This is a genomic window from Rhizorhabdus dicambivorans, from assembly GCF_002355275.1.
GTDB lineage: Bacteria > Pseudomonadota > Alphaproteobacteria > Sphingomonadales > Sphingomonadaceae > Rhizorhabdus > Rhizorhabdus dicambivorans.
The window spans coordinates 3,691,552-3,715,500 of record NZ_CP023449.1 but is presented as its reverse complement, the minus strand read 5'-3'; the positions used below and the strand labels follow the sequence as shown (position 1 = coordinate 3,715,500).

Here is a 23,949-nt window from a genome sequence, read left to right as displayed (position 1 = left end):
CGTCTTCCTGCGAATATATTTTTGATGGCAGGAGGATGCGCCTCGCCGCCCTGGCTGGCAAGCGAACGGCAGTCGCGGATGTTCCGCCGGCGTCGTTGTCGCGGGCCGGCGATGCGATGGGCGCTAGCCCAGCGGGCGCAGCAACTGGACCGCCATCGCGATCCACGGCGGATCGACGATCACCTGCTGGCGCGAACCCTGGGCCGGAGGCTGGATCTGCAGTCGGTTGGCATCGCGATCGATCAGCCGGCCGAAGGCGAGGCGGCCGCCGTGGCGCGGCACCAGCACGTCGCGGTTGAGCGCCCGGCCGAAGGATTTGCGCTCCAGCTTTTCCAGCGAAACCATGTCGCCCTGCCGATATTCCCCCACGCTGAACTCGACCAGCATGGTCAGCCCGTCCTGGGCGGGGCGGGGCGGGGCGGCGTGCCTCGGCTGGCGCGGAATGGCGGCGCCCTCGGGGCCGAGCAGGATGTCGACCTCCGGCCCGGCCCGTTTCGGAACCCGCAGCAGATCGGTCGCCTCGACCCCAAGCGCGGCCGATATCCGGTTGAGCCAGGCGATCGAGACGGTGCGGGTGCCGGTTTCGAGCCGGCCGATGGTCTGGGCGGTGGTCGGCGGCGTGCAGCGATCGGCCACGTCCTGCAGCGTCATGCCCATGGCGTGCCGCACGTCGCGGATGCAGGTCTTCATTTGCCCCTTCCCACCAACCGGTCTCGCCAGCAGCGTTTCATAGCCCGCCCGGCGGCCGCGGTACAGGCGGTCCGGAACCGGGAAGATTCTGGCATTTCGCCGTTGTCCGGCCTATGGGCGCGACAGGAAGTGGAGCAGTAATGGCGAAGATCGGCTGGGGCAGGATATTGGCGGGCGTGGCCACCGCCGCCGCCGCCGGGGCGGCCTATATCTACTTCAAGCAGCGCGCCGCCCGCGCGCCGCTCCATGAGACGCTGGCCAGCGAGGGCGGGTTCGAGATCCGCCGCTATCCCGCGCTGCTGGTGGTCGAAACCGTGCAATACGGGTCGCGGGACCGGGCGCTCGGCAACGGCTTCGGCGTGCTGGCCGACTATATGTTCGGCGAGGGACGCGAGGGGGAGGAGATTCCGATCACCATGCCGGTGCTGGCCGAACCGTTCGGCGACGGTGGCTGGCGGGTCCGCTTCCTGATCCCGCAGGGCATCGCCCGCGAAAGCCTGGAACCGCCGGGGGAGGGGATCGCCATCGCCGAAATCCCGGCGCGCGAGGTGGCCGTGATATCGGTGCCCGGCAAGCCGAGCGACCGGCTGTTCTCCGCGCGCACCGCCGAGCTTCGGCGCTGGATCAAGGCACGGGGCAGAGTCGCTGCCGGCGGCCCCGAGCATGGCTATTACAACTCGCCGCTGAAGCCGGGTACGGCGCTGCCGAACGAGGTGCTGATCCCGCTCGCCGATGACGCTGACGGAAAGCGCTGACTGTTGCTGAAAAGCCACAGGTCGGAACACTCGTGAAATTTTTTCCAGCGCAGGCAACCCTTTCATGAAACGGTCGTTTAGCGGCTGTCTGGGTAAACCGATGCGGCACCGGAATGGAAAGCGTTGCCAAGTCGGTACACTGCAGAAACGGATGCGCTTGCGCGTGTCCGGGTGATTGGTTTAGGTGAACACAGTTCCATTTGGAACCTGTTGGAAAGGGGAATGATATGCGCAAGCTTGCCATCTTGGCAGCGCTAGCATCTACCGCGCTCGCTGCGCCGGCCTTTGCTCGTGACAATGCTTGGTATGTCGGCGTCGAAGGCGGCGGCATGATGATCGAGGACATGAAGTTTGACGTGGGCACTTCGACGCTCGCGCCGGGTGGTGGCCGTGCCACTGCCGATACTTCGACCGGCTTCGACGTAGACGGCATCGTCGGTTACGACTTCGGCATGGTCCGCGTCGAAGGTGAAGTGGGCTATCGCCGCGCTCGCGTCGACAGCTTCTCGACCACCGCAGCCCGGACGCCCGCGAACATCGGTGGCGCAGGTGCGCCCGCCGGCACCTATCAGGATGCCTCGGGCAAGAACAGCGCGCTGAGCTTCATGATGAACGCTCTGCTCGACTTCGGCGGCGATGACGGCTTCGGTGCCTATATCGGCGCCGGCGGCGGTATCGCCCGCGTCAAGTACAGCGGCTACAATGTGTCGACGGACGACTTCCTGAACGACAGCGACTCCAAGTTCGCCTGGCAGGCGATCGCTGGCGTCCGCTATCCGGTGTCGACCAATGTCGATGTCGGTGTGAAGTATCGTTACTTCAACGTCGACAAGGTCAAGGTCTTCGACCGCGCCGGCGCGGAATATAAGGGTGACTGGCGTTCGCACAGCGTTCTGCTGAGCCTCGTCTACAACTTCGGTGAGCCGGCTGCTCCGCCGCCTCCGCCGCCGCCCCCGCCGCCGCCTCCTCCGCCCCCGCCGCCTCCGCCGCCGCCTCCGCCGGTGGTCGAGACTCCGGGTCCGTTCATCGTGTTCTTCGACTGGGATAAGTCGGACATCACGGCGGAAGCCGCGTCGATCCTCGACAACGCCGCGAATGCCTATGCCACGACCGGCCAGGCCCGCGTCCAGCTTGCCGGCCACGCCGACAAGTCGGGTGGCGACCAGTATAACGTTGGTCTGTCGCAGCGTCGCGCCGATGCCGTTAAGGCCTATCTGGCCGGCAAGGGCGTGCCTGACTCGGCGATCGCGACCGAAGCCTTCGGCGAAAGCCGTCCGCTGGTCGACACCGCCGATGGTGTCCGCGAGCCGCAGAACCGTCGCGTCGAAATCACCTTCGGCGCCGGCATGTAAGCGGCTTCATCATCGGGTTTCCGATGATGGCCAAAGAATTGGGGTCGGCCTTCGGGCCGGCCCTTTTTCTTTGTCTTCAGGCCTTTATCGCCCGTGGCCGATGCGGCATGATGGCGTCGCCGGGGGCGGCCAATCACCGAGGAGACGACCATGTCCCGATCCCATCTTCCGCATTTAGCGCTGCTCATGTCGCTGTCGGCCGCGCTGGCCGCGCCGGCCGCCGCCTGGGCGCATGGCGGCCACCATCCCGCCACCGCCGACATCATCGACGGCCAGGGCCAGACCAAGGGCAAGGCGATGCTCAGCCAGGGCAAGGACGGGATCCATGTCAACGTGAAGGCCGTGGGGCTGCCGGTCGGCGTCCACGCCGTCCACATCCACACCATCGGCACCTGCACCGGGCCCGATTTCACCAGCGCGGGCGGCCACTGGAACCCGGCCCACAAGCAGCATGGCCATGACAATCCGGCGGGCGCGCATATGGGTGACATGCCCAATATGACCGTGGGCGCGGACGGCACCGGCGAACTGAAGGCGATCGTGAAGGACGCCATGCTGAAGGGCGGAGAGGCGCCGCTGTTCGATGCAGATGGCGCCGCCATCGTGATCCATGCCGCTGCCGACGACTACAAGACCGATCCGACCGGCAATGCCGGTGGCCGGCTCGCCTGCGGTGTGCTGAAGGCCGAATGACCGAAGGCGCGCCGCCGCGGCTGCTGTTCGTCTGCCTCGGCAATATCTGCCGTTCGCCGCTGGCCGAGGGTGCGATGCGCCACATGGCCGAACTGGCCGGCATCGCGATCGAGGTGGATTCGGCGGGAACCGGGGACTGGCATGTCGGGCGGCCGCCCGATCCCCGCGCGATCGCCACCGCCGCGCGCCATGGTCTCGACATCGGCGGCCTGCGTGCGCGGCAGCTGAAGGCGGAGGATTTCCACCGCTTCGATCGTCTCGTCGCGCTCGACCGCAACAACCTTCGCGACCTGCGTCGGCTCGCGCCCCCATCCGGCGGCGCGGTGCTCTCCCTGCTGCTCGATCATGCGCCGGGCCGGGAGGGGGAGGATGTCGCGGACCCCTATTTCGGCGAGGATGCCGGGTTCGAGACCGCCTGGAATGATATCATGTCGGGGGTGGGCGGCCTGATCGCGGCTTTGCGTGGTCAGTCCAACCGATAACGCGCCACCGCCGAATAGGTCGGCCCCGTCGCCCCCAACTCGCTTTCGTACAGCAGGAAATGATCGAAGCGCGCCTCGACCGGCGCCGGCCACATCCGGTCGATGGGCAGCGCGTCGGACGACGTCGGCCCACGCGTGAAGCGGGCGAGGGTGATATGGGGCATGAAGGCCCGTTCTTCCGGCTTGATGCCGGCGCGGGTCAGTGCCGAGGTGACGGCGGCGTGGAGCGACCGGACGGGCTCCTGCGGTGCCACCCCTGCCCAGATATTGTCGATCCTGCCGCGCCGGTCGAAGCAGCCGATGCGATCGAGCCTGAGATCGAAAGGGGGGTGCGATACCGAGCCCAGCGCCGCCGCGATATCCTCGGCCAGATGGCGGTCGACCTCGCCGATGAAGCGCAGGGTGAGGTGGAGCAGATCCTCGTCCTGCCACCGCGCCTCGGCTATGTCATCCCTCAGGGCGAGCAGCGCCGCGCGCATGGGCGGCGGCGGGCGAAGGGCGACGAACAGACGATGCATTCGCGCAGATGATGCCCCGTGTGACGGTAACGCAAGCCCCTTCAACCGGGTTTGCGCCGTGATACGCTTGAAAATATGCCGGGTTCGGCCGATATTGGGGATCGGGCGGGCCTGTCCCCGCTATTATTGGAGAGTATCAACATCATGGCAAACTGGTCTGACCCCCGAGTGAATGCCGCGCCTGCCGCGACAAGGGCGGGTGTGGCCGACGCAGTCTTCGACGCGGGCCTGCGGTCCTACATGCTCTCGATCTACAATTACATGGCGTCGGGTGTGCTGCTGACGGGCATCGTCGCGCTGGGCTTCGCCAGCTCCGGCATGGCCGAGCAGGTGCTGGTCACGCCGCTGCGCTGGGTGATCATGCTCGCGCCGCTGGCCTTCGTGATGGTGCTGAGCTTCGGCATCAACCGCCTGTCGACCACCGCCGCCCAGGCGCTGTTCTGGGCCTTCGCCGTGGCGATGGGCCTGTCGCTGTCGTCGATCTTCCTGATCTACACGGGCACCTCGATCGCGACGACCTTCTTCGCGACCGCGGCGGCCTTCGCCTCGCTCAGCCTGTGGGGCTACACCACCAAGAAGGACCTGTCGGGCTTCGGCACCTTCCTGATCATGGGCGTGGTCGGCCTGCTCATCGCGTCGCTGCTGAACATCTGGCTCCAGTCGTCGGGCCTGCAGCTGGCGATCAGCGCGATCGGCGTGCTGCTGTTCGCGGGCCTCACCGCCTATGACACGCAGAAGCTGAAGAGCATGTACGCCTATGTCGCCGGCACCGATTTCGCCGGCAAGTCGGTGGTGATGGGTGCGCTCACCCTCTATCTCGACTTCATCAACATGTTCACCTTCCTGCTGCAGTTCCTCGGCGATCGCCGCTGATCCGAAGCGAAGGGAAAGATCGAAGGCCCGGCGGAAACGCCGGGCCTTTTTCTTTGCCGCCCGCAGGATATGCTCGGGGCACGGGGGAGCCGATGGATTATCTGGGCCTGAGCTTCGAGCAGATCGACGAGGAGGCGGCAACGGCGCTGCTGCGCGGCCGCCGCGCCGACATGGCGTTCGCCTATCTCGTCACCCCCAATGTCGATCATGTCGTCCGCCTGTCGGAACTGGATGACGACGCGCCCGAGGCGCGCGCCTACCTGCTGGCGGCGTGGCGGCTGTGCGACAGCCGGGTCCTGTCGCTGCTCGCTTCCCTGCAGGGGATCGCCCTGCCGGTCGTCCCGGGAAGCGATATCATCCATCGGCTGCTGCGCGATGTGATCGAGCCCGGCGACCGGGTCTGCCTGATCGGCGGGGAGGCCGGCGACGTCGATCTGCTACAGGCCATGCGGCCGGAGGCCGTTTTCGTCCAGCACATCCCGCCGATGGGCTTGCGCGGCGATGCCGGTGCGCGCACCCGCGCGGCGCGGTTCGCGGTGGAGGCCGCCGCGCGTTTCACCCTGATCGCGGTCGGCTCGCCGCAGCAGGAAATGATCGCCGCCGAGATGCACGGGATGGCAGGCGCGCGGGGCACTGGCCTGTGCGTTGGCGCCTCCATCGACTATATCGCCGGCCGTGAGAGCCGCGCACCGCGCTGGATGCGGCGGTTTGCGCTCGAATGGCTTCACCGTCTGCTGGTCAATCCCCGCCGGCTGTGGCGACGCTATCTGGTCGACGGGCCGCGCATCTTCCTGCTGGCCTGGCGGTTTGGGAAAACATCCTCTGCCGACAGGCCGGGTGGGCACTGATCCGCTCGATCCTTATGCCAGCTTCGCCCGGAAGAAGGCGATCGTGCGATCCCAGGCCAGCGCCGCCGCCGCCGCGTCGTAGCGCGCCGCCGACGTGTCGTTGTGGAAGGCGTGCTGGGTGCCGGGATAGTCATAGCGGCGGACATCGGCATGGGCGGACTGGAGCGCCGTGACCCACGGGCCTGCGCCGGCGTTCACGCGATCGTCGCTGCCGGCATAGTGGAGCATCAGCGCGGCTTTCACCTTCCCCGCCTCGGACGGGGGCGGGGGAGGGCCGTAGAAGGCGACGGCAGCCTGCAGCTTCGGCCCGGCGGCGACCGCCAGCCGGTTTGCCATCGCGCCGCCCCAGCAGAAACCGACAGCGCCGACCTTGCCGCTCAGCAGCCGGTTGGCTGCCAGCCAGTCGATCGTGGCGACGCCGTCGGCGGTCGCCGCGCCTAGATCCAGCGCCCCGATCAGCTTGCGCGCTGCATCCTCGTCATTGGGCGGGGTGCCACCGGCCGGGGCCAGGAAGTCGAGCGCCACACCCACGAAGCCCTCCACCGCCAGCCGCCGCGCGACATCCCTGGTATAGGGTTGGAGGCCCCTGTTCTCGTGGATGACCAGCACCGCCGCCGGCTTCTTCGCGTGCTTCCGGGGGATCGCCATATAGCCGAACAGCTTGCGGCCATCGGCCCCCGGCCAGTGGACCATCTTCGCGGTCAGCCGCTTGTCGTCCTCGGCGATGATCGCGGCGGCGGCGGGATCGGCGGCGATCGAGGCGACCAGCATCTGCGCGGCGGCGGCGCTGCCGGCGAGCCTCGTCATGTCGGCCATGAAAGCGCGCCGGTCCTGCGCGCTATGGGTGAAGCGGTCGTACAGCGCGATCGCGCGGGCCTTCAGATCGTCGTCGTTCATCGTCAGAGCCCTTTCTGGTCGTCAGTTGCCGGCGGGCGGCGGGGCAGGCTGGGTCACGGGCGGCGGCATGACCAGCGGCGGCGGTGCCGCGACCGGAGCCGTCGCATTCTCCGCCGACGGCTCAACGGCCGGGCGCGCGTCGGGTTTCGCAGTGCGCACCACCGCGCCGCCGTCACGGGGCATGCCCGCGCCGTCGCCCGTCGCCGCGTCGATCGCAGTAATCTGGTCTGACTTGTCGGTCGGCAGTGCATAATCCTCGAGGCTGGTGGCGATCTGCGGGCCGCCGCCCTCGGCGGGCTCGGGCGCCGTGGCCTCCTCCTTCCCGCAGGCGGGAAGCGCCAGCAGGATCAGCCCGGCGATCAGCGAACGGCGCATAGTTTCAAACCCCATGATAATCACGATACCAAGTTACGAAGCAGGGCACGCCCTCGTCGATGCTCGTCGTCGGGTGGAAGCCCAGGTCGCGCTCGATCGCGCCGATTTCGGCGAAGGTTTCGCGTACGTCGCCGGGCTGCATCGGCTTCATCTCGCGGATCGCCTCGCGGCCGCAGGCCTGCTCGATCAGCGCGATCAGCCGGGTCAATTCCTCGGAACGGTGGTTGCCGATATTATAGAGGGCGTGGGGGCCGTGGCTGCCGCCCGCCTTCTCGCTGCCATCGTCGGTGGGGGCACGGTCGAGCGCCGCGACCACCCCGGTCACGATATCGTCGATATAGGTGAAGTCGCGCCGCATCTCACCGCCGTTGAATACCGAGATCGGCCGTCCCGCCAGGATCGCGTCAGTGAACAGCCACAGCGCCATGTCGGGCCGGCCCCAGGGGCCGTAGACGGTAAAGAAGCGCAGCCCCGTCTGCGGCAGCCGGTAGAGATGGGCGTAGGTCTCGCTCATCAACTCGTCGGCCTTCTTGGTCGCGGCATAGAGCGACAGCGGATGATCGACCCGGTCCTCCACTCGGAAGGGCAGGGCGTCATTGCCGCCATAGACCGAGGAGGAGGAGGCGTAGACCATGTGCGCCGTCCCGCGCCGGCGCGCCAGCTCCAGCATGTTGAGATGGCCGACGAGGTTGCTCTGCGCATAGGCGCGCGGGTTCTCGATCGAGTAGCGGACGCCGGCCTGCGCGCCGAGATGGACGATCCGGTCGAAATCCTCGCCCGCCAGCGCGGCGTCCAGCGCCGCATGATCGGCGAAGTCACAGCGCAGGAAGCGATATCGGTCCCCGCCCGCCGCCTCTACCGCCGCGATACGGTCCTGCTTGAGCTGAACCGAATAATAGTCGTTGAGATTGTCGATTCCGATCACGCATTCGCCGCGTGCGAGCAGGCGAAGCGAGACATGCATGCCGATGAAGCCGGCGGCGCCGGTGACCAGAATCGCCATGCGCCATCCTTAAGCCGTTGGGCGGCCCAGTAAAACCGATCTTCGAGCCGATCCTGCGAGTGGGGGCTTCCCATTGCCACGATCATGCCTATAAGGCCGCTTCGCCGTGCGATGCTGGGGCGTCGCCAAGTGGTAAGGCAGCGGCTTTTGGTGCCGCCATTCCCAGGTTCGAATCCTGGCGCCCCAGCCAAGCAGCGCTCCTACGGATTTTCATGCTCCGTCTCGCGGCAAACTGTCGGCCATGCCCTACAGAACTAATGGTTCGCTGCTATTGCCTCATCGATCGCGTCGGTCGCCGGGCGGCCGACCGGAAGGCCGGGCGCCCTGGGCATCCGCATCTCGATCGGGTGCAGCCATAGCGCGGCCCTGGCGCCGAACGCGATCTGCGGATCGGACGGGATCAGCTTGCCGCGAGTTTCCCAGTTGCCGATCAGGGTGCGGGCCTCGCCGAAGGCGGTGGCCAGGGGCTGGTTCTTGCGCAAGGCGTGATTCACGAGCGCATCGCCGAAGAAGGTCCAGTCATTTTCGGCGGCGCAGCCGAAGGAGGTGCGGTCCGCCGCCGCCGCGGTGATTACAACCGCTTCGGCCGTGGCCAGGGCCGGTACGAACAGGCCCGAGAAGCAGGGGCTGATCATCACCAGCCGGTTCCGCAGGCCGCCATGTTTCAGGACATAGTCGAGCCAGGTGGGCGGCAGGGTGGCCAGGAAATCGCCCTGGTCGCGCCAGGCAAGGCCGGCCGGCGTGCCGTGCGCGGTGATGTAGAGGATCAGTGCGTCCTCTGCCGGGTCCATCGTCTTCGCCACCCTGTTCAGCGCGGTCTCGAGGGTTTCGAGGCTGCCGCGCGGGAGGGGGTCGATGTTGCGGCCGTCAAAACCGGCGAGGAGCAGCGTCCGCCCGACGGCATCATAGCGCCGAGCCAGTACCCGGGCCGCCTCCCGGGCTTCGCGTGCGAACACGGGATCGCTGTCGAGCGCGGCCACCACGACATAGGCGTCCACGGTGCCGGGCCGCTGGGGGGCCAGCGCGTCGGCCGCGTCGGCGAGGCGGCGGCGGTCGAGATCGGTGACGGCGGCGGAGCCCGGGCGCTGCATGGCCGGCCGGCCGGACATCTGACCACCCGTGGGGGCGGGCGCCGCAAGGGAGGCGGCCAAGCCGAAACAGAGCCATGCGGTCAGCCGTGCCTTCATCGGTCTTCGCCCCCTATCGAAGTCGATGGCGTGAGACTGGCGCAAGCGCGGGCGCTTGGGAAGGGGACGGGTTTTGCTCAGCCTGCCGCGCGCATCCGCTTGGGCGATCCAGGCGGTTCGGTGCCGGCGATCACGACCCGGTCGCGGCCACCTTCCTTGGCTGCGAGCAGTGCGCCATCGGCAACGCTGATCAGGCTCGCCGCATCGGCCTCGACCGGATAGCTCGCCACCCCGATCGAGACGGTGACGGGGGGCAGGGGGCGTCCCCGCCAAGCAAGGCCGACCTTGCGGATGGTCTGGCGGATATCCTCGGCGCGTTCGGCGGCGGCGGCGCTGTCGCGGCCGGGCATAAGCAGTGTGAATTCCTCGCCGCCATAGCGGCAGGGCAGGTCGCGCTCCCGGGCGTGGCTTTTCAGCACCTGCGCGACATGCTGCATCACCAGATCGCCAGCGTCATGGCCGAACTCGTCATTGAAGCGCTTGAAATGATCGATGTCGATCATCAGGCAAGCCAGAGGGATGCCTTCGCCCTCGGCAAGCGCGCGCTCGATGTTGAACATTTCGTCGAGATGGCGGCGGTTCGACAGGCCGGTGAGCGGATCGCGCGTGGCCAGCGCCCCCAGCGTCGCGCGGAGCTGGATATTGGCGAGGGCCAGGCCGATATTCTCCGACATCAGATCGATGTAGATCGCGCGATCGGGGAAGCGCCCGTCGCCCTGAGCCGCCTCGAAATAGAGCATGCCGACGGTGCCACCCTGGGCCATCAGCGGCACGCACAGGCAATCCTCGTCCGTGATGTCGCCGAGGTGCTGGCAGCAGATATCCTCGCCCCGCGCATTGCTGCGATGGGAATGGCCGCGGCGCAGGCCCCAGCAGAAAGTCGGAGCGAAATCGGGCAGGCTGAGCCGTGGGCCCTGCCAGCGTCCGATCGTGTCCAGCCGGCCGCGCGCATGATCATAGACGAAGATATGGCCGGCGAGATCGGGGAATATCTGGGGCGCGTAGCAGGCCACGACATCGGCCAGCTCGGCCTCGATATCGCAGCCCTGCATGCGGTGCATCATCCGGGAGATGAGGTCCTTGACGCGGCGGTCCTCGTCGCGTTCGCGCTCCAGCCGCTCGCGTTCGATGCTGTTGCGGCGGAACAGGCGCAGTGCCTGGGTGACCTCGCCGATCTCGTCCTGGGTACGGTCGTCGGGAAGATCGGTCTCATAATCGCGCTCGGCCATGCGGGTGACCACACCGCTCATCTTCGCCAGCGGCCGCGCGACGCGGCGGGCGAGGATGAAATAGAGCACCGAAAGAAACAGGGCCGCCGTCAGCCCCAGCAGTAGCCGGGCGATGTCGTCCCAGCGGTCGGCGCGGTCGCGCGCGGCGGCCAGGTCGCGGTCGGCCCAGGCGCGGACATCGGCCTTGAACGTGTCCACCGCCCGGCTGAGCTGCGCCGACAGCGTGATATAATCGTTGCCGTAGAGCAGAGCGCGGGCGGCGGCGGAATCGCCGCGATCCACGGCGGCGATCGCAGCCTGCTCGATCGCCTCGATCCGGTCCGCATCCTCATCGGCGATGGCCAGTTCATTATAGAGCGAGCGGGGTAGCGATGTGTTTCGCAGCTGGGCGATCGTCCGGTCGATCACGGCGATGCCCTCGCGGTCGCGCTGCCAGGCGCGTTTATGGGCGGGCTCGCCGCGCGCCGCGTAGAGCTGCGCCTGTTCGGTCATGCGTTCGACGATCAGCTCGACATCGTCGGCGATCCGCACATAGGCGGAGCGCCGCTCGACAGCCTCTCGCTCGTCGGTGTCGGCGCGCATCGCCGCCATGAAGGCCCCGCCCGACCCGAACGTCAGCAACAGGGTGATGCCATAGGCCCAGTTGGTGATCGTCGCGATGCGCATGGCCGGCTCCGGCTCTGTCTCTTGAAATACCTTTAGATCATGGCGTTACGGGCTTGCCCCCTCCGCAAAATTGCGGAGGCGGACCGTCTGTCCCGCTCGGTTGCGCAATGAGAATTGCCGCGAAAAATTCGCCGGAGTGTCGGATAAGGGATCGCCCATCCGTCGTAATGGCGTGCCGACAAGACGAAGGAGGTTGCGATGTCGAGGATTACCCCCTGCCTGTGGTTCAAGGACCAGGCCGAGGAGGCCGCGCGCTTCTACTGCTCGATCCTGCCCGACAGCTGGATCGACAGGATCCACTACGCCACGGTCGACTCGCCGGGCCCGAAGGTGGGCGATCTGCTGCTGGTGGAGTTCACCCTGGCCGGGCAGAAGATGCAGGCGATCAATGGCGGCATCCATGCCGAATATAATCTGTCGGTCTCGATGTCGTTCGGCGCGAAGGACCAGGCCGAGCTCGACCGGGTATGGGAGGGGCTGCTCGCGGGCGGCAAGGCCCAGCAGTGCGGCTGGCTGGCCGACCGCTACGGGCTGCACTGGCAGATCGTCCCCGCCAACATGACCGATATCATGGCCGATCCGGCCAAGGCAAAGGCGGCAACGACCGAGGTGTTCAAGATGGTGAAGATCGACATCGCGACGATCGAACGGGCGATAGCGAAACTCTAAAGGGAGAAGCGCAATGGCGAACAAATTCTTCTGGTACGAGTTGATGACCAGCGACCATGCGGCCGCCGAGGCCTTCTATTCGAAGGTGGTGGGCTGGACGCTGACACCCTTTCCGGGGGACGGCCATCCCTATACGGTCGTCGAGGCGGGCGGGCGTGGCGTCGGCGGCCTGATGCCGATCCCCGAGGAGGCCGCCGCGAACGGGGCGAAGCCCTGTTGGGTCGGCTATATCCATGTCACCGACATAGATGCGGCGGTGGCCGGGGTGAAGGCGCATGGCGGCGCGGTCCATCATGGCCCGGACATGATTCCCACGGTCGGCCGCTTCGCCGTCTGTGCCGATCCGCAGGGAGCGATGTTCAACATGCTCCAGCCCGCAACCCAGGGCGAGCTGCCGGACCTGCCGATGGGCACGGCGGGTGGGGTCGACTGGCACGAACTGCACAGCAGCGACTGGCAGGCGGGGCTTGCCTTCTACAAGGCGCAGTTCGGCTGGTCCGGCACCGGGGCGATGGATATGGGGCCGATGGGCACCTACCAGTTCTTCGCGATGGAACCTGTCGAGGGCGATGGTCCGTGCGAGACGACCGCCGGCGGGATGATGACGGACCCCGGCGCCTCGCGGCCCTATTGGACCTTTTACGTCCATGTCGACGATATCGACGCCGCTGTCGGCCGGGTGAAGGACAATGGCGGCAGCATCCTGATGGGGCCGGAGCAGGTTCCCGGCGGCGTCTGGGTGATCAACGCCGTCGATCCGCAGGGCGCGCTGTTCGCGCTGGTGGGGAACAGGAAGGAATAGACGATCGGCTCCTCTTCACCTCATTCCCGCTTTCACGGGAATGACGAGTGGGTTGATCTGTCGCCGTTCCTTACGGGCTCAGCTATAGTTGAAGCTGACGCTGATCCTGTCGCCTTTTGCGGCGCTGGGTGGCACCTCGTGCCGCAGCCAGCTTTCCCACAGCAGCACCATGCCGGGCCGCGGCTCGGCATAGACGAAGGGGCGGCTGTCCTCGGGCGCGTCGTCGGTGCGTTGCGGGGCGGCCATCATCAGCGGCAGGCGCGGGTCCTCCAGCTTCAGGCCGCCAGATCCCGGTGGCACCGCGACATAGAAGGTGCCCGAGACGATGCTGTGCGGGTGGAGATGCCCCGAATGGGTGCCGCCCGGCTTCATCAGGTTGACCCACAGGCTGTCGAGCCGCAGTCGGCGGCCGAGGTTCATGTGCGAAGCCTCCGCGAAGCTGCGGACATGGCCGTTGAGCAGCTTCACCAGATCGGAGAACGCGGGATCGCGGGTCGGCAGGTCGTTCAGCGAGGCATAAGAGGTGTAGCCGCGATAGCCGTGCGCTTTCGACCAGGCCCGGCCGGCCCGGTCCTCCTCGGCGAGCGCCCGGACGGATTGCTCCAGGTCGGCGACGAGATCGGGCCTGCCGATCATCGCCTCGTAGAGGCGGGTGACGAAGAGGGTGCGGATGGCCATATCCAGCCCCAAGCATGGGGAGCCGCCGGGCGCAAGCCCGGGCCGCCCTACTCCTCCACCTCCGCATAGGGATCGGCATCGCTCTTGTGCAGGCCGATGACGAAGGTCGTCCCCTCGCCGGGCGCGCTGGTACAGTCGATCGTGCCATGGTGGCGGGCGACGACGGTGCGGACGAAGGCAAGGCCGAGCCCGACGCCTTCGCGCGGCCCCTGCTGGAAGCGCGCGAACAGGTTGGCGAGCTGCTCCTCGCTCATCCCCGCGCCCTGGTCGGCGATGCCGACGCGGACATGGTCGTCGGCTTCGGTCAGCGTGCAGCGCACCACCATGCCGTGATCGCTATATTTGATCGCGTTGCCGATCAGGTTGATTAGCGCGCGGGTGAGCAGCTGGCGGTCGCCGTCGACGAGGTGCGGCGCTTCATAGGCGCCCTCGACCTCGACCCGGATGTTGCGCGCCCGCGCGGTCGGCCACAGCGTGTCGGCGGCGTCGATCGCCACGTCGTTGAGGTCGACCGGCTCGATCGCCAGCGGCTTGGCCTCGGCGCGGGCGAGTTGGACGAAATCCTCGGCCAGGTCGAGCGTGCGGTTGGCCAGGCCTTCGATCCGGTTGGCGATCGCCTTGGGGATGCCGGTTTCGGGCCCCTTGAGCAGCGAGATGATCGCCGATTGTGGCGCCCGCATGTCATGGCTGAGCAGTTGCAGCGCTTCCTCGCGGTGGCGCTCGGCCTGTTTCAGCGGGCTGATGTCGACGATGCGGATGATCCAGCCGACATGGGCATTGGTGGCGTCGCGCTGCGCGACATAGCGGATTTCATAGCAGCCGCCGCCCTCGGTCACCGCCTCGGCGGCGCCCTGCGCGGGGGCGTCGGCGGCGAAGGGGGAGAGATGGCCGGTGCCCGTCACGCGGAACAGGCCGAGCAGCGCGCGCAGGTCGCCGCCGGTCTCGATCGGGGCACCGAGCCGCCGCGCCAGACGCCGCCCTTCGGCGTTGGTCAGCGCCAGCCGGCCATCAAGCCCGGTGACGAACAACGCGTCGGGCAGCCGCCCGATCGCGTCCGAAAGGAAGCGGCGGAGGTCGCGCAGCCGGTCGATCGCCTGGCGGAGCAGGCTCGCCTGTTGGGTTACTTCACGGTTGCCCGAGCCACGCGTTTGACGCGGGAAGGCATCGCCCTCGGCCTGAAGGTCGCGCAGTTCGTCGGTCATGTAGCTGCTGATCGCCTGGAGCCGCCGCCAGCCCCACAGCGGATAGACGAACAGCAGCCCGATCAGCGCCGCCGACGGCGCCAGCCAGACATGCGCGAAGCGGAACAGGCCGAAGGTGAGCAGCAGCAGCAGGAGGGCCAGGCCCACCGCAAGGTTGGCCGTGGCGCGCGGGCTGAGCCGCAGGAAGCCGATCAGCAATGTCCACAGCGCGGCGATGGCGAGGCCCAGCTGCCAATGATCCGATGCCGGGACGATCGCCTGATCGCGCAGCAGCGCATCGAGCAACTGCGCCTGGATCTCGACGCCGGCCATCACGCTGGTCTCGCCCGATGTCGGGGTGGGGTAGCCGTCGCCCATGCCGTCGGCGGTGGCGCCGATCAGCACATAACGCCCCGCGACGATCTCGGCCGGCACCCGGCCTTCGAGCAGGTCGACGAAGGAAATGGTGCGGATATGGCCGGCCGCGCCGCCATAGGGGATCATCACCGGCCGTTCCTGCCACAGCCCCTCGCTGCGGCGGCCGGGCGCGCCTTGTGGCTCGATCCCGGCCATCAGCGCGGCGAGCTGGAGCCAGGATCGGCCGCCGCCGCCTTCCTCCAGATAGGCCTTGCGGATGATCCGGTCGCCGTCGAAGTGCAGGCTGACCTGCGCGATGCCGGCGGCGGCATCCTTGAGCAGGCCGGCGGGCAGGGCCGTCGCATAGGCGGCCCCGTTCGGCCCCGGCACGTCTATTACCATCGGCAGATAGGTCGGCGTCTTCATCACCGAGGCGGCGAGAAGGGGATCCTCGGGGGTCGGCTCCACGAACAGGACGTCATAGCCGACCGCCCGGGGCTTCGCCTCCGCCAGCCGGTCCAGCGCCTGCGCATGGACGCGGCGCGGCCAGGGCCAGCGGCCGATCGCCTGGAGGCTGCGGTTGTCGATCGCGACGATGACGATGTCGTCGGGGGGCGGGCGGCCCGACGCGATCAGCGCATTATCGTAGATGATGTGATCGAGCCGTTCGGTCAGCCGCCCCAGCACCAGCCCTGTGACCAGCAGGGTCGCGATCAGCGCGACCGCAACCCATTCGGCGTAGAGGCGGGTGGAGGCGGACGGACGGCTGGGCGTTTCGGCCATGGTCGCTCAGCCTTGGCCGGGCCGTCGCGAGGCCGGATCAGGACCCGGCACGGACGCCGGGGGCGTAGGTTCCGGGCAGACCCTCCATGCCCGACGGGGCGATGGCGGTCAGCCGTACATAGAATGTCGCGCCGTCCTGCAGCGCGAAATCGGCGTCGGGCTTGTCGCTTATCACCTCGTCGATCACGTCGCGGAAGGCGAGATCGGTGGCGAGCTGGATGCGGTACCGCGCCGCGCCCTCGACCTCCTTGCCCGCAATCGCGACGCCAGCGGGCGTCCGAGCCATCGACACCAGAGGCGGCGGCGGAAGAAGGGGGACGGGCTTCTGGACCCCGGCGGGGGTGGCGGCGACGCCATAGCCGCGCCCGACCCCGGTCTCGTCCGCTTCCTCGTCCTTTGCGACGCCGACGGTGCCGCCGACCACCTCGGTCAGCACGGTCTCTCCGCCCTCGTCGACGGCGACGCGGAAATCGGTGCCGCGCACCGCCGACACCGACAGCGGCGTGGTCACGCGGAAATTGCTCTCCGGATCCTTGAACGGCGTCACCGAGGAACGGCTGCGGCCCGCCTCCATCACGAAATTGCGGTCGACGCTGCCGGTCAGAAGGATGCGGCGCAGCCGGGCGATACGGATGCGGCTCTGCGAGGGGAGCGAGATGGCGCTGCCGTCGTCGAGGGTGACGGTGACATTGGCGTTGGCGCCGGTTTCGACCCGGCTGCCCTCGCGCACCTGCTGGGCGAGGGCGACCGGCCTGCCGTCGACAGTGACCGTACCGCGATAGGAACTGACCCGCGCGTCGATCGGCGCCACCCGCAGCAGGCGGGTGGGAATCAGCAGGGTCGAGGCGATCGGCAGGCGCCGGGGATCGGCCACGCGGTTGAGCTGCTGGACGGTACGATAGTCGCCATTGACGAAATAATCGCGCGCCATCGCCGACAACGTGTCGCCCGGCTTGACCCGATAGCGGAACAGGGTGTCGGGCGGTTGTTGCGCGGATGCCGGCGCGGCGGCGAACGCGGCTGCCACCGTGGCCAGCGCCAGAAGGATATGATGCCGTTTCCCCACTGGTCTGCCTCAGCCTTCTTCGGGTTCGAGCGGTTCGAGGCGGTAGCCGTAGCTGTACACCGGCACCAGCCGGAAGCCGCGCTCGGGCCGGATGCCCAGCTTGGCTCGGATCCGGGAGATATGCGCGTCGAGGGTGCGGGTCGGCAGGTCCGGATTGCGGCCCCAGACGATCTCCAGCAAATAGGAGCGCGACAGCGGTCGGTGCATGTTGCGGAACAGCGTCGCGGCCAGTTCGAACTCCTTGGCGGTCAGCACGATCGTCTCGCCATCGACGATGACCGTCTGGCGCGCGGGCTGGAGCTGATAGGGGCCGTAGGTCTCGTTGGCGCCGGTCGCCTCGCGAGGCCCGGTGCGGCGGTGGATCGCGGCGATGCGGGCGAGCAGCACCGGCGGCTGGACCGGCTTGATCACATAATCGTCGGCGCCCGCGTCCAGCCCCGCGACGATGTCGGCGTCGCTGTTGCGGTTGGTGAGCAGCAGCGAGGGGACGGGCTTGTCCATATTCTCGCGCATCCAGGTGATGATCTCGGGCCCGCTCTTGTCGGGCATGTTCCAGTCGAGGATGACGAGGTCGAACGTATCCTGGCGCAGCCGCGTGACGAGCGTGCGGGCGTTGGGGAATTCATAGGCGAAATGCCCAGCCTCGATCAGCGTCTGCGTGACAAAGGCGCGCGCGGTGGCTTCGTCGTCGAGAACGGCGATACGCATGCTATCGCCTGCTGCCTTGTCGGCCGGTCCGTTCGCTGCCATGGCGGCGACAATGCCCGCCGTCGCGTCGGAAGCCAAGCCCGTGGTGAGGCGCCTTGCCCATAATCAGCTCCGTTCTGCCCTGGAACGGAACCCTGTTAACCAAGAAGTTCCCGGAACAAGTGTGACGGACTGCAAATTTAACAATTGTTTACAAGAATTTCAGCTAGATGCAGCGTTATGGTTAATATGGTGATGCCGGCAGCCGCGAGAGATCGGGGGTGCCGGCGGAAGGGTTGCTCCCCCTCCGCATGGCCGGCCTGTCTTGCCCTGGCAGGCCAGGTTTCAGCGCCGCCGGCATCACCAACCTCCACCGGTCATTACGTCTGCGATTCGCCGCTCAGAGAAGCTGGTCGATCGCGTGCAGGCCAATCCCGATCAGTCCGCCGACCAGCGTGCCGTTAACCCGGATATATTGCAGGTCGCGGCCGACCGCATTCTCCAACTGGAGGGTGACGGTGCGAGCGTCCCAGCCCCGGATCGTTTCCGAAACGAGCTTGACGATACCGTCGCCATAGTCGGCGACGAGGCCCACCGTCATCCGCCGGACGAAGCGGTTGACGGTCTGGCGCAGCGGCGCGTCGGTCTGGAGGGTCGCGCCCAATTGCTTGAGCGCCTCGCCGACCTGCCCGCCGAGCGCCGCATTGGGATCGCGCGCCGCGTCGATCAGCTTGATGCGCGCACTCTGCCAAAGCGTGTCGAGCCAGGCCGTGACTGCGGGGCTGTCGATCAGTTCGGCCTTGATCTCGGCGACCCGGGTGCGGGTCTCGGGATCGTGCTGGAGCTTTTCAGCGAGCTGTTCGAGCCCTTCCTGCGCCTTGAGGCGCAACGGGTGTTCCGGGTCGGTCGCCATGTCGTCGAGCAGCTTGTGCAATCCCTCCACGATTGCACCCGACAATTTCTCGTCAAGGCCGGTCCAGCGCATGAACTTGCCGGTGCGCGCCTGCACCATGTCATGGATCATCCCCTCATTGTGGAGGAGGACACGGCTGCCCCAGCCGATCAGCCCGTCGAGCATCTCGGCATGGCGGTTCTCGACGATCGCGGCGCCAAGGGTGCGGCCGAGCAGCGGAGCGATGTCGAAGCCGCGCAGCCGGCTGGCAAGGGCGCCCTTGATCATCGATCCGAGCCGGTCGTCGCCCAGCGATTCGAGGATGGTCGCCAGCGCGCGGCCAATCCCTTCCCGGGTCTTGCCGCCCTGCGGCGGGGTGGCGAGGAGCCGGCCGAGCGCCGCTGCGGCGTCGACCTTCGACATCCGCCGCGCCACCACCGATGCGGTAAGGAAATTGACCCGCAGGAAGCCGGCCAGGCTGTCGCCGATCCGATCCTTGTTACGCGGGATGATCGCGGTGTGCGGGATCGGCAGGCCCAGCGGGTGGCGGAACAGGGCCGTCACCGCGAACCAGTCGGCCAGCCCGCCGACCATGGCCGCCTCGGCGAAGGCGCGCAGATAGCCCCAGGCTATCGGGGCGCCGGGCCCCTGCTGCGCACGGGCCAGCAGATAGAGACCGGCCATGATCACCAGCAGGCCCGACGCAACCACACGCATCCCGCGTACGCCGCCCTGGGCCGGATTGAAGCGGTCGAGCCCGGTGATCTGGAGAAGGTTCATTCAATCAAAATGGACGGTGGCGCGGAATGTTCAACCGAAACGATCAAGAATGCACGTCGTCGCCCCCGCGAAGGCCGGGGCCGTCGGAGTTTTCGGCGAGTTGATGGCAGGAGCCTGTTGCGGCCCCGGGGCCTCCGCCGGGGCGACGGCGGATTACTCCGCCGCCTGGGGGACCGACCCGCCCGGCTTGTGCTCCTCGCTGTTGACGAGGAACTTCATCAGCCGCGGGCCCAGCCACTTCTCCATGTCGTCGGCCAGGGTGAAGCCGGCAGGGACGATGATGAGCGTGAGCAGGGTGGACATGGCGATGCCGCCAATCACGCAGATCGCCATCGGCGAGCGCCAGCTGCCGTCGCCCGACAGGCCCAGCGCGATCGGCATCATGCCCGCGATCATCGCGACCGAGGTCATCACGATCGGCTGGGCGCGCTTGTGGGCAGCCTCGAGGATCGCCTCGAAGCGGTCGACGCCGTGGCGCATCTCCTCGATCGCGAAATCGACCAGCAGGATCGAGTTCTTGGCGACGATGCCGAACAGCATCAGCAGGCCGATATAGACCGGCATCGAGATCGGGATGCCGAAGATCAGCAGCGCCAGCAGGCCGCCCAGTGGCGCGAGCAGCAGCGAACCCATGTTCACGAAGGGCGGTAGCACGCGCTTATACAGCAGGATCAGCACCGCGAACACGAGCAGGATGCCCGAGACGACGGCGATGATGAAGCCGCTGATCAGGTCGCCCTGGAACTCCTGCTCGCCGAACTTCACCTCGCGCACGCCGGCGGGCAGGTTCTTCATGATCGGGGTGGCATAGATATATTTATAAGCGTCGCCGCTCACCGAGCCCGGGGTCAGGTCGCCGCCGATGACGAGGCGGCGGACCTGGTTGTAACGGCGAATCTTGGACGGGCCCGCACCAAAATGGATATCGGCGACGACCCGCAGCGGCACGGTGCCGCCGAAGCTGGTCTGCACCGGCAGGTTCTGGATCGTCGACAGGTCGCGCCGCGAATCCTCGCTCAGCGACACGCGGATCGGAATCTGCCGGTCGCTCAGTGAGAATTTGGCCATGTTCTGCTCGATGTCGCCAAGCGTGGCGATGCGGATCGCCTGGCTCAGCGCCGCGGTGGTGACGCCGAGATCGGCAGCCAGATCGAGCCGTGGCTTGATGATCAGCTCGGGCCGCTGGATGTCGCCATCGATGCGGGGATCGCGGATCAGCGGACTCTTGCGCATCTCCTCGATCAGCGCATTGGCGCTGCGCTGCAGCTTCACCGGATCGTCGCCGGCCAGCATGACCGTCAGGTCGCGGCCGAAGCCGCCGGACTGGGACTGAAAATTGACCCGCGCGTCCGGGATCTTCGCCAGCTGGGGTGCCACTTCCCGCTCGAATTCGGTGCTGGTCCGCGCCCGTTCGCTGGCAGGCTTGAGCGTGATGTAGAGCGACGCGAAGCGTGTATCGCCATTGTCGCCGATATCCGCGAACACCTTCTCGGTCTCCGGCTGGCGGCGGATGATGTCGGCGGCCTGCTCGGCGACGCGGGCGGTATCCTCCTCGACCCGGGCGCCGGGTGGGAGTTCGATCTTGACGACGCTGTTGTCCTGATCGAACGCTGGCTGGAACTGCTGCTTCGACATGCCGAAGATGATCACCGTGAGCACCAGCGCCAGGACGCCGATGCCGATCGTCTTCCAGCGGTTGCGGAGCGACCATTTCAGAAGATCGAGATATTTCTCCATCACCGGGCCGCCGCCATGTTCCCTGACGCCTTCGGCCTTCAGGAAATAGGCGGCAATCATCGGGGTGATGAGCCGGGCGACGGCAAGGCTCATCAGCACCGCGACGGCCACGGTCAGACCGAACTGCTCGAAGAACTGGCCGGGGATGCCGGGCATGAACGACACCGGTACGAACACCGCGACGATCGCCATGGTGGTGGCGACCACCGCCAGGCCGATCTCGTCGGCGGCGTCCATCGACGCCTGATAGGCGGTCTTGCCCATCCGCATGTGGCGGACGATGTTCTCGATCTCCACGATCGCGTCGTCGACCAGGATGCCCGCGACCAGGCTGAGCGCCAGCAGGCTGATCGTGTTGAGCGTGAAGCCCATCAGCGACATGAACCAGAAGGCCGGGATCGCCGAAAGCGGGATCGCCAGGGCGGAAATCGCCGTCGCGCGCCAGTCGCGCAGGAAGAAGAAGACCACGATCACGGCGAGCACCGACCCCTCGACCATCGCGTCGATGGCCGAATGATATTGGGCCTTAGTGTATTTCACGCCGTCATAGAGCAGGCTGAACTTGACCTTCGGATTCTCTTTTCGAAGCTGTTCCAGCACCTTCACCGCCTCATCATAGACGGTGACGTCGGACGCGCCCTTGGCCTTCTGCAGGCCGAAGGACAGCACCTGCCGGCCATCCATGCGGGAGATGTTGCGCTGCTCGGCATAGGCATCGCGGACGGTGGCGATGTCGGCGAGCCGCACCGTCCGGCCGGAGCCGACCGATATCTGCGTCTGGCTCAGCTCATAGGCGCTGGCGGCGTTGCCCAGCACGCGAACCGATTGCTCGGCGCCCGCCACTTCGGCCCGGCCGCCGGCCGCGTTCAGGTTGACGCTGCGCAGCACATTGTTGACCTGCGCGGCCGTGACGCCTTGCGCCTGCATCCGCGCGGGATCGAGCACCACGCGGATCTCGCGGCTCACGCCGCCGCCGCGGAAGACGCCCGCCATGCCCGGGATCGAGAGCAGCCGCTTGATCACCGTATTGTCGGTGTACCAGCTCAACTCCTCCAGCGTCATGTCGACGGCTTCGACCGAATAATAGGCGATCGGGCCGCCCTCGACTTCGATACGCTGGATCTGCGGTTCGAGAATCCCCTCGGGCAGGTCGGATCGGATCTTGGCGACGGCGTCGCGCACGTCGTTGACGGCGCGGTCCACCGGCGTGCCGAGTTGAAATTCGACATTGGTGCCCGACGTGCCTTCGCTGACGAAGGAGGTGATCGACTTGACGTTGCCGACCGATGCAACCGCGGCTTCCACCTTGCGGGTGATCTGGGTCTCCATCTCCGTCGGTGCGGCGCCGGGCTGGCTGATGTTGACCGACGCGCCCGGGAAGCTGATGTCGGGCATGTTGTTGATGTCCATGCGCGCGAAGCTGATCAGCCCCGCGAGCGTGAGCGCCAGGAACAGGACGATAGGCGGGATCGGATTCTTGATCGCCCAGGCGGATATGTTGCGCATGCCCGAAAGCTCCGGTTGATCAGCGGGTTGGGGCGGCGGAGAGTTGCGGTGTCACCTTGTCGCCAGGATTCAGGAAGGCGCCTGCGGACAGCACGATCTTCTCATTGCCCTGGATGCCGGACAGGATCACCACACCCGCATCGGAGACGTCCCCGACCTTGACGTCCCGTCGCACGACCTTGTTGTCGGGGCCGACGACATAGACATAGGCGGACTTCTCGTCGTTCAGCACGGCGGATTCGGGCAGCATCGGCGCTTGGGTCGTGCCGCTCTTGATCACGACCGAGGCGAAGCCGCCGGGCCGCAATGCGGGATCATAGGCCAGCTGGACGCGGGCCACGCCCTGGCGGGTCTGCGGATCGATGACCGGCGAAATCTGCCACACGGTGCCGTTGAAGGCACGCTTGCTGCCGATCGGCGTCACCTCGGCGCCATTGCCTACCCGGATGCGCGCGATATCCTGCTCGGCGAGCTGTGCCCGCAGCTCCATCTCGCCGCCCTTGGCCACGCGGAACAATGCGCCGTTGCCCGGGCCTACCACCTGGCCCGGCTCGACCGCGCGGGTCAGCACCAGTCCGGCGGCGGGCGAACGGATGATCAGCCGGCCGATCGTTGCGCGCTGCTGGCCATATTGGGCCTGCGCCACCGCGACGCGGGCGGCGGCGGCGTCGCGCGTCGCGGTCCTCCGGTCGATATCGGCCTTGGAGATGAAGCCGCGCGCGACCAGCGCCTTGGCGCGATCGAGTTCGGCCTGGGCAAGCTGCGCATCGGCGCGCGCCACGCGGACCGAGGCGGCGAGCGAATTGGCCTGCTCGGTCTGCACCGAGCGCTCGATCACCGCCAGCGTCTGTCCGGCGCCGACCCAGCTGCCGGGTTCCACCAGCACCGACTGAACCATGCCACCTTCACCGGCAACGCCGACGGGCATCTCGCGCTTGGCGAACAGGCTGCCGGTGGCGGACACGGTGGCATCGACACTGGCGCTGCCGGGCACGATCACGGTGACGCCCGGCGCGGCCGGGGCGGCGGGGGCGGGCTTCTTGCCGCCGAAGAACATCATGGTCGCGGCAATGACGCCGATCAGAACGGCGACGGCGATGCCGATGACGATACGCCGCCGCCGCCGGGCCTGCACGTCATCATAATCATAAGCCGCGTAATCGCTCTGGATGCCGGATTCGACGTTCATCCCCATGTCTTTCCATTGCCGGCCCGACGGGCCCCTTTGTCCGTTCGAGCTGTA

The 23,949-nt window shown here is 67.4% G+C and carries 22 protein-coding genes and 1 tRNA gene; 9 read left to right on the top strand and 14 right to left on the bottom strand.

Translation table 11 applies throughout. From position 1 onward, the window contains the following. Nucleotides 1–123: 123 nt before the first annotated feature. Nucleotides 124–690 carry a helix-turn-helix domain-containing protein gene (locus CMV14_RS17455; protein WP_066962260.1) on the bottom strand — a complete coding sequence of 189 codons (567 nt, stop codon included), beginning with the start codon at nt 688–690 and terminating at the stop codon, nt 124–126. A gap of 140 nt (nt 691–830) precedes the next feature. On the opposite strand from CMV14_RS17455, the gene CMV14_RS17450 reads away from it, so the two are divergent. The 4 genes from CMV14_RS17450 (at nt 831) to CMV14_RS17435 (ending at nt 3,972) form a co-directional block, all read left to right on the top strand. Then, a complete protein-coding gene (locus tag CMV14_RS17450; protein ID WP_066962257.1) occupies nt 831–1,445 on the top strand; it encodes an SOUL family heme-binding protein in 615 nt (204 codons plus the stop codon). A gap of 227 nt (nt 1,446–1,672) precedes the next feature. Further along, complete coding sequence (locus CMV14_RS17445; RefSeq protein ID WP_066962254.1) at nt 1,673–2,797, top strand: OmpA family protein; 1,125 nt, start codon at nt 1,673–1,675, stop codon at nt 2,795–2,797. Between the two features lie 150 nt (nt 2,798–2,947). Further along, nucleotides 2,948–3,490 (top strand): superoxide dismutase family protein, encoded by a 543-nt coding sequence (locus tag CMV14_RS17440; protein WP_066962251.1) that lies wholly within the window; start codon nt 2,948–2,950, stop codon nt 3,488–3,490. Next, a complete protein-coding gene (locus tag CMV14_RS17435; protein WP_066962248.1) occupies nt 3,487–3,972 on the top strand; it encodes a low molecular weight protein-tyrosine-phosphatase in 486 nt (161 codons plus the stop codon). Before CMV14_RS17440 ends, CMV14_RS17435 begins: the two co-directional genes overlap by 4 nt. Here CMV14_RS17435 and thpR read toward each other — a convergent pair. Further along, nucleotides 3,957–4,490 (bottom strand): RNA 2',3'-cyclic phosphodiesterase, encoded by a 534-nt coding sequence (gene thpR / locus CMV14_RS17430; RefSeq protein WP_066962245.1) that lies wholly within the window; start codon nt 4,488–4,490, stop codon nt 3,957–3,959. The two genes, CMV14_RS17435 and thpR, sit on opposite strands and share 16 nt — an antisense overlap. A 144-nt stretch (nt 4,491–4,634) precedes the next feature. Between thpR and CMV14_RS17425 the strand changes: the two genes are divergently transcribed. Together CMV14_RS17425 and CMV14_RS17420 are read left to right on the top strand one after the other, a co-directional pair. Continuing rightward, nucleotides 4,635–5,363 carry a Bax inhibitor-1/YccA family protein gene (locus CMV14_RS17425; protein ID WP_066962432.1) on the top strand — a complete coding sequence of 243 codons (729 nt, stop codon included), beginning with the start codon at nt 4,635–4,637 and terminating at the stop codon, nt 5,361–5,363. Nucleotides 5,364–5,455: 92 nt separating this feature from the next. After that, nucleotides 5,456–6,211 (top strand): WecB/TagA/CpsF family glycosyltransferase, encoded by a 756-nt coding sequence (locus tag CMV14_RS17420; protein ID WP_066962242.1) that lies wholly within the window; start codon nt 5,456–5,458, stop codon nt 6,209–6,211. 12 nt (nt 6,212–6,223) lie between these two features. On the opposite strand, the gene CMV14_RS17415 is transcribed toward CMV14_RS17420, so the two are convergent. From CMV14_RS17415 to CMV14_RS17405, 3 genes are read right to left on the bottom strand one after another with little or no spacing between them, the layout of a single operon-like run. Further along, nucleotides 6,224–7,108 carry a dienelactone hydrolase family protein gene (locus CMV14_RS17415; protein WP_066962240.1) on the bottom strand — a complete coding sequence of 295 codons (885 nt, stop codon included), beginning with the start codon at nt 7,106–7,108 and terminating at the stop codon, nt 6,224–6,226. Nucleotides 7,109–7,129: 21 nt separating this feature from the next. Beyond that, nucleotides 7,130–7,498, bottom strand: a complete 369-nt coding sequence (locus CMV14_RS17410) for a hypothetical protein (RefSeq protein WP_238147077.1) — start codon at nt 7,496–7,498, stop codon at nt 7,130–7,132. Continuing rightward, nucleotides 7,488–8,486, bottom strand: a complete 999-nt coding sequence (locus tag CMV14_RS17405; protein WP_066962235.1) for an NAD-dependent epimerase/dehydratase family protein — start codon at nt 8,484–8,486, stop codon at nt 7,488–7,490. The genes CMV14_RS17410 and CMV14_RS17405 overlap by 11 nt, the downstream gene beginning before the upstream one ends. A 115-nt stretch (nt 8,487–8,601) precedes the next feature. Between CMV14_RS17405 and CMV14_RS17400 the strand changes: the two genes are divergently transcribed. Next, a tRNA-Gln gene (locus CMV14_RS17400) sits at nt 8,602–8,676 on the top strand. A 64-nt stretch (nt 8,677–8,740) separates the two neighbouring features. On the opposite strand, the gene CMV14_RS17395 is transcribed toward CMV14_RS17400, so the two are convergent. Further along, nucleotides 8,741–9,595: a C13 family peptidase gene (locus CMV14_RS17395; protein ID WP_176488988.1), complete on the bottom strand. Its 855-nt coding sequence runs from the start codon at nt 9,593–9,595 to the stop codon at nt 8,741–8,743. A 155-nt stretch (nt 9,596–9,750) separates the two neighbouring features. Further along, entirely contained in the window at nt 9,751–11,568 is a 1,818-nt protein-coding gene (locus tag CMV14_RS17390; protein ID WP_066962228.1) for a diguanylate cyclase, read from the bottom strand. Nucleotides 11,569–11,766: 198 nt separating this feature from the next. Here CMV14_RS17390 and CMV14_RS17385 point away from each other — a divergent pair, with 198 nt between their 5' ends. Together CMV14_RS17385 and CMV14_RS17380 are read left to right on the top strand one after the other, a co-directional pair. After that, a complete protein-coding gene (locus CMV14_RS17385) occupies nt 11,767–12,237 on the top strand; it encodes a VOC family protein (RefSeq protein ID WP_066962225.1) in 471 nt (156 codons plus the stop codon). Nucleotides 12,238–12,250: 13 nt separating this feature from the next. Further along, the gene (locus CMV14_RS17380; protein ID WP_066962222.1) at nt 12,251–13,039 is read left to right on the top strand and encodes a VOC family protein; all 789 of its coding nucleotides are present in this window, start codon (nt 12,251–12,253) and stop codon (nt 13,037–13,039) included. 78 nt (nt 13,040–13,117) lie between these two features. On the opposite strand, the gene CMV14_RS17375 is transcribed toward CMV14_RS17380, so the two are convergent. The 7 genes from CMV14_RS17375 to CMV14_RS17345 all read right to left on the bottom strand — a co-directional run bounded on the left by CMV14_RS17375 (nt 13,118) and on the right by CMV14_RS17345 (nt 23,895). Beyond that, complete coding sequence (locus CMV14_RS17375) at nt 13,118–13,717, bottom strand: TIGR02466 family protein (RefSeq protein ID WP_066962220.1); 600 nt, start codon at nt 13,715–13,717, stop codon at nt 13,118–13,120. 47 nt (nt 13,718–13,764) lie between these two features. Next, the gene (locus CMV14_RS17370; protein WP_066962217.1) at nt 13,765–16,038 is read right to left on the bottom strand and encodes a CHASE2 domain-containing protein; all 2,274 of its coding nucleotides are present in this window, start codon (nt 16,036–16,038) and stop codon (nt 13,765–13,767) included. A 37-nt stretch (nt 16,039–16,075) separates the two neighbouring features. Further along, entirely contained in the window at nt 16,076–17,104 is a 1,029-nt protein-coding gene (locus CMV14_RS17365) for a FecR domain-containing protein (RefSeq protein ID WP_066962214.1), read from the bottom strand. Nucleotides 17,105–17,113: 9 nt separating this feature from the next. After that, nucleotides 17,114–17,812: a response regulator transcription factor gene (locus tag CMV14_RS17360; RefSeq protein WP_066962429.1), complete on the bottom strand. Its 699-nt coding sequence runs from the start codon at nt 17,810–17,812 to the stop codon at nt 17,114–17,116. Nucleotides 17,813–18,191: 379 nt separating this feature from the next. Further along, nucleotides 18,192–19,463, bottom strand: a complete 1,272-nt coding sequence (locus tag CMV14_RS17355) for a DUF445 domain-containing protein (protein WP_066962211.1) — start codon at nt 19,461–19,463, stop codon at nt 18,192–18,194. A gap of 153 nt (nt 19,464–19,616) precedes the next feature. Continuing rightward, nucleotides 19,617–22,706, bottom strand: a complete 3,090-nt coding sequence (locus CMV14_RS17350) for an efflux RND transporter permease subunit (RefSeq protein WP_066962208.1) — start codon at nt 22,704–22,706, stop codon at nt 19,617–19,619. 19 nt (nt 22,707–22,725) lie between these two features. Next, entirely contained in the window at nt 22,726–23,895 is a 1,170-nt protein-coding gene (locus CMV14_RS17345; RefSeq protein ID WP_066962204.1) for an efflux RND transporter periplasmic adaptor subunit, read from the bottom strand. Between the last annotated feature and the right edge of the window lie 54 nt (nt 23,896–23,949).

Coding starts and splice junctions, on each gene's coding strand:
- CMV14_RS17385 (WP_066962225.1), top strand. CDS start 11,767: ATGTCGAGGATTACCCCCTGCCTGTGGTTCAAGGACCAGGCCGAGGAG.
- CMV14_RS17445 (WP_066962254.1), top strand. CDS start 1,673: ATGCGCAAGCTTGCCATCTTGGCAGCGCTAGCATCTACCGCGCTCGCT.
- CMV14_RS17380 (WP_066962222.1), top strand. CDS start 12,251: ATGGCGAACAAATTCTTCTGGTACGAGTTGATGACCAGCGACCATGCG.
- CMV14_RS17435 (WP_066962248.1), top strand. CDS start 3,487: ATGACCGAAGGCGCGCCGCCGCGGCTGCTGTTCGTCTGCCTCGGCAAT.
- CMV14_RS17425 (WP_066962432.1), top strand. CDS start 4,635: ATGGCAAACTGGTCTGACCCCCGAGTGAATGCCGCGCCTGCCGCGACA.
- CMV14_RS17440 (WP_066962251.1), top strand. CDS start 2,948: ATGTCCCGATCCCATCTTCCGCATTTAGCGCTGCTCATGTCGCTGTCG.
- CMV14_RS17350 (WP_066962208.1), bottom strand. CDS start 22,706: ATGCGCAACATATCCGCCTGGGCGATCAAGAATCCGATCCCGCCTATC.
- CMV14_RS17415 (WP_066962240.1), bottom strand. CDS start 7,108: ATGAACGACGACGATCTGAAGGCCCGCGCGATCGCGCTGTACGACCGC.
- thpR (WP_066962245.1), bottom strand. CDS start 4,490: ATGCATCGTCTGTTCGTCGCCCTTCGCCCGCCGCCGCCCATGCGCGCG.
- CMV14_RS17370 (WP_066962217.1), bottom strand. CDS start 16,038: ATGGCCGAAACGCCCAGCCGTCCGTCCGCCTCCACCCGCCTCTACGCC.
- CMV14_RS17395 (WP_176488988.1), bottom strand. CDS start 9,595: ATGTCCGGCCGGCCGGCCATGCAGCGCCCGGGCTCCGCCGCCGTCACC.
- CMV14_RS17405 (WP_066962235.1), bottom strand. CDS start 8,486: ATGGCGATTCTGGTCACCGGCGCCGCCGGCTTCATCGGCATGCATGTC.
- CMV14_RS17410 (WP_238147077.1), bottom strand. CDS start 7,498: ATGGGGTTTGAAACTATGCGCCGTTCGCTGATCGCCGGGCTGATCCTG.
- CMV14_RS17355 (WP_066962211.1), bottom strand. CDS start 19,463: ATGAACCTTCTCCAGATCACCGGGCTCGACCGCTTCAATCCGGCCCAG.
- CMV14_RS17390 (WP_066962228.1), bottom strand. CDS start 11,568: ATGCGCATCGCGACGATCACCAACTGGGCCTATGGCATCACCCTGTTG.
- CMV14_RS17450 (WP_066962257.1), top strand. CDS start 831: ATGGCGAAGATCGGCTGGGGCAGGATATTGGCGGGCGTGGCCACCGCC.
- CMV14_RS17455 (WP_066962260.1), bottom strand. CDS start 690: ATGAAGACCTGCATCCGCGACGTGCGGCACGCCATGGGCATGACGCTG.
- CMV14_RS17420 (WP_066962242.1), top strand. CDS start 5,456: ATGGATTATCTGGGCCTGAGCTTCGAGCAGATCGACGAGGAGGCGGCA.
- CMV14_RS17360 (WP_066962429.1), bottom strand. CDS start 17,812: ATGCGTATCGCCGTTCTCGACGACGAAGCCACCGCGCGCGCCTTTGTC.
- CMV14_RS17375 (WP_066962220.1), bottom strand. CDS start 13,717: ATGGCCATCCGCACCCTCTTCGTCACCCGCCTCTACGAGGCGATGATC.
- CMV14_RS17345 (WP_066962204.1), bottom strand. CDS start 23,895: ATGAACGTCGAATCCGGCATCCAGAGCGATTACGCGGCTTATGATTAT.